Source organism: Micromonospora sp. 4G55, assembly GCF_016803375.1.
In genome coordinates this window covers 1-3,883 of record NZ_JAEVHN010000578.1, presented here as the reverse complement: position 1 = coordinate 3,883, position 3,883 = coordinate 1, and the positions used below count along the sequence as shown (strand labels likewise).

Below are 3,883 nucleotides of genomic sequence, written 5' to 3'. Positions count from 1 at the left end.
TACGGCCACCCGGCCCACGACCCGGCCCACGGCGGCGGCACGGCGCCGTTCCCGCAGGCGGGGCCGCAGTTCCCGCCGGCCGGGCCGCAGTTCCCGCCCGCGGGTCAGCAGTTCCCGCCCGCCGGTCAGCCCTTCCCGCCCGGCAACCAGCCCGGTCCGGGCGCCTGGCACCAGGATCCGGAGCCCGAGCAGGGACGCTTCGACGCGTTCAAGCCGGACGCGGAGCCGAAGGTCGAGCAGCCGGTGCCGAAGGTGCGCAACGGCCGGGTGCTGGCCATGGTGCTGATCGCGGCGGTGCTGATCCTGGCCGTCCCGCTCGGCCTGCTCAGCCTGCTGGGCAAGATCGGCGGGGAGGAGAAGCCCGCCCCGTTCAACCCGGCCGTCGGCTCCTGCGTCAAGCAGTCCGGCAACGGCGCGACCGCGGCGGAGTGCGGCGATCCGAACGCGTTCACCGTGGTCTCCAAGGTCGACGCGAAGGAGAACTGCGCCGACCCGGCCCAGCCGCACGTGGTGCTGCCGGGCAGCGGCGCCGACCGGGTGCTCTGCCTCAAGCCGGCCGCCAAGTAGCACGTTCCGGCGCGGGGCCACGGTGATCCGTGGCCCCGCCGTCGTATCCGCTGTGGCGTGATCGACCACGCGCGGGGTCACGCCGTGGCGGCGGCCCGGCATCCGGCAGACTGGGGTCATGAGCGCACGCGTACGGGCTCCTGAGCTGCACGGTCGGGGCTGGCTGAACACCGGCGGGCGGGAGCTCAAGCTCGCCGACCTGCGCGGCCGGATCGTCCTGCTCGACTTCTGGACCTTCTGCTGCATCAACTGCCTGCACGTGCTCGACGAGCTGCGCCCGCTGGAGGAGAAGTACGCCGACGTGCTCGTCGTGATCGGCGTGCACTCGCCGAAGTTCGAACACGAGAAGGACGCGGACGCGCTGGCCGCCGCCGTCGAGCGGTACGGGGTGCACCACCCGGTGCTGGACGACCCCGAGCTGGACATGTGGGGCCAGTACGCGGCGAAGGCCTGGCCCACCCTGGCCGTGGTCGACCCCGAGGGTTACGTGGTGGCCACCATGGCCGGCGAGGGCCACGCCGAGGGGCTCACCCGACTGGTCGACGACCTGGTCGCCACCCACACGGCGAAGGGCACCCTGCACCGGGGCGACGGCCCGTACGTCCCGCCGGCCGAGCCGGAGACCACCCTGCGCTTCCCCGGCAAGGCGTGGTGCTCGACGGTGGCAACCTGCTGGTCTCGGACTCGGCCCGGCACTCCCTGGCCGAACTGGCCCCCGACGGCGAGAGCCTGGTCCGGCGGATCGGCACCGGCGAGCGGGGCCGAACCGACGGGCCGGCCGACGCGGCCAGCTTCGCCGAGCCGCAGGGGCTCTGCCTGCTCCCCGCGCACGTCGCCGAGGTGGCCGGCTACGACCTGGTGGTCGCGGACACCGTCAACCACCTGCTGCGCGGCGTACGGCTGGCGACCGGCGAAGTGGTGACGGTGGCCGGCACCGGCCGGCAGTGGCGGTCCTCGGTCGACGACCACGCGCACGACGCGCTCTCGGTCGACCTCTCCTCCCCCTGGGACCTGGCCTGGTACGACGACAAGGTCGTCATCGCGATGGCCGGCATCCACCAGCTCTGGTGGTTCGACCCGATCCGCCGCACCGCCGGCATGTACGCCGGCACCACGGTAGAGGCGCTGCGCGACGGTCCGCTGCCGGACGTGTGGATGGCGCAGCCCTCCGGGCTCTCCGTCTCGGCCGACGGCACCCGGCTCTGGGTGGCCGACAGCGAGACCAGCGCGATCCGCTACGTCGAGAACGGCGTGCTGACCACCGCCGTGGGGCAGGGCCTCTTCGACTTCGGCCACGTGGACGGCCCGGCCGACCGGGCGCTGCTGCAGCACCCGCTCGGGGTGTGCGCGCTGCCGGACGGCTCGGTGCTGATCGCCGACACCTACAACGGCGCGGTGCGCCGCTTCGACCCGGCGACCGACCAGGTCGCCACGGTGGCCGACGGCCTGGCCGAGCCGAGCGACGTGGTGCTCACCGCCGAGGGTGACGTGCTGGTGGTCGAGTCGTCCGCGCACCGGCTGACCCGACTGGCGCCGGGCACGCTCACGGCGGCCGGGGCGAGCACGGTGAACGGCCCCCGGCACCAGGTGGAGCGCAAGCCGACCGACGTGGCGGCGGGCGAGCTGACCCTCGACGTGATCTTCACGCCCGCGCCCGGGCAGAAGCTGGACGAGACGTACGGCCCGTCGACCCGGCTGGTGGTCTCCGCCTCCCCGCCGGAGCTGCTGGTCGAGGGGGCCGGCACCACCACCGACCTGTCCCGGCGGTTGGTGATCGACGGAAGCGTGGCCGGCGGGGTGCTCCAGGTGACCGCCCAGGCGGCCACCTGCGACAAGGACGTCGAGCACGCCGCCTGCCACCTGACCCGGCAGGACTGGGGCGTACCGGTGCGGGTGGTCGAGGGCGGCGCGACCCGGCTGCCGCTGGTGCTGCGCGGCCTGGACGCCTGAGCGTCGGCGCCCGTCCACTCGGGTGCCGACTGCGACACCACGCGGAGCGGGACCGTCAGACGAAGGGCTTCGGGGTGACGCCCGCGTCGAGCAGCGCGGCCCGCACCAGGGCCGCCGAGGCGACCGCGCCCGGGGTGTCACCGTGCAGGCAGATCGAGCCGACCGCGCACGGGATGACGGTGCCGTCGACCGCGACGACGGTCCGCTCGGTGGCCATCCGTACGGCCCGGGCGGCCACCTCCTCCGGGTCGGTGACCAGCGCGCCGAGGGCGGTGCGGGGCACCAGTGAGCCGTTGGGCAGGTAGCCCCGGTCGGCGAAGCCCTCGGCGACCACCCGCAGGCCCGCCCCGACGGCGAGCTGGGCGAGCTTCGAGCCGGGGGCGCAAAGGATCGGCAGCTGGTCGTCGTACCCGCTGACGGCGGCGACCAGGGCGGCGGCCTGCGACTCGTCGACGGCCGCCGCGTGGTAGAGCGCGCCGTGCGGCTTGAGGTAGCGGACCCGGGTGCGGAACAGCCGGCAGAACGCGTCCAGGGCGCCGAGCTGGTAGGTGACCTCGTCGCGCAGCTCGGTGAAGGCGTACTCGATGCGCCGGCGGCCGAAGCCGGCGAGGTCGCGGTAGCCGACCTGGGCGCCGATGGCCACGCCGCGATCGGCCGCCGCGGCGCAGACCCGCCGCATGGTCGACGGGTCACCGCCGTGGAAGCCGCAGGCGACGTTGGCCGAGGTGACCAGGTCCAGCAGCGCGTCGTCGTCGCCGAGCCGCCAGATGCCGAATCCCTCGCCGAGGTCAGCGTTGAGGTCCATGGAACCTCACCGTAGTCCCTGGCCGGGCCTGCGCGAGTCCGGTCACGTCGTCCACCACCCCGATGACGGGGTACCCGCCGGTGGTGGGGTGGTCGGCCAGGAAGACCAACGGCTGGCCGTCGGCCGGGACCTGCACCGCGCCGAGCACGATCCCCTCGCTGGGCAGTTCACCGGCCACCGCGCGGGGCAGCGGCGCGCCGGTCAGTCGCGCGCCGACCCGGTCGCCCACCGGACTGACCGTGTACGGGGTGCCGAGCAGCCGGTCGAGCGCGTCCGGGCTGAACCAGTCGGCCCGTGGCCCGGGGCGCAGGGTCAGCCGCAGCTCGCCGGCCGGGGGCCGACCGACGGTCACGTCCACCGGTGGCGGCGGCCCGGGCCACGGACCGAGCGGGAGGCGGTCGCCGTCGCGTACCGGGGGTGGGCCGAGGCCGGAGAGGGTGTCGGTGGCGCGGCTGCCGAGCACCGGTGCCGCGCGGGAGGCGACGGCCACCGCGGCCGGTCATCTCACCACGATGGCCCGGGCCGAGTGGGCGGCGGCCAGGGACCGGCTGGCGGCACTGG

At 75.0% G+C, this 3,883-nt stretch carries 1 protein-coding gene and 3 pseudogenes; 2 read left to right on the top strand and 2 right to left on the bottom strand.

The window, feature by feature from the left end:
- Nucleotides 1-567: pseudogene (locus tag JNW89_RS30220) on the top strand (hypothetical protein); the annotation flags it as partial.
- A gap of 118 nt (nucleotides 568-685) precedes the next feature.
- Nucleotides 686-2,517, top strand: a pseudogene (locus JNW89_RS30215) (NHL domain-containing thioredoxin family protein).
- A gap of 55 nt (nucleotides 2,518-2,572) precedes the next feature.
- Here JNW89_RS30215 and JNW89_RS30210 read toward each other — a convergent pair.
- On the bottom strand, nucleotides 2,573-3,322 hold the full coding sequence (locus tag JNW89_RS30210; protein ID WP_179802542.1) for a LamB/YcsF family protein: 750 nt from the start codon (nucleotides 3,320-3,322) through the stop codon (nucleotides 2,573-2,575).
- A pseudogene (locus JNW89_RS30205) lies at nucleotides 3,306-3,791 on the bottom strand (allophanate hydrolase subunit 2 family protein); the annotation flags it as partial. The gene JNW89_RS30210 and the pseudogene JNW89_RS30205, both read right to left, overlap by 17 nt.
- Nucleotides 3,792-3,883 lie beyond the last annotated feature (92 nt).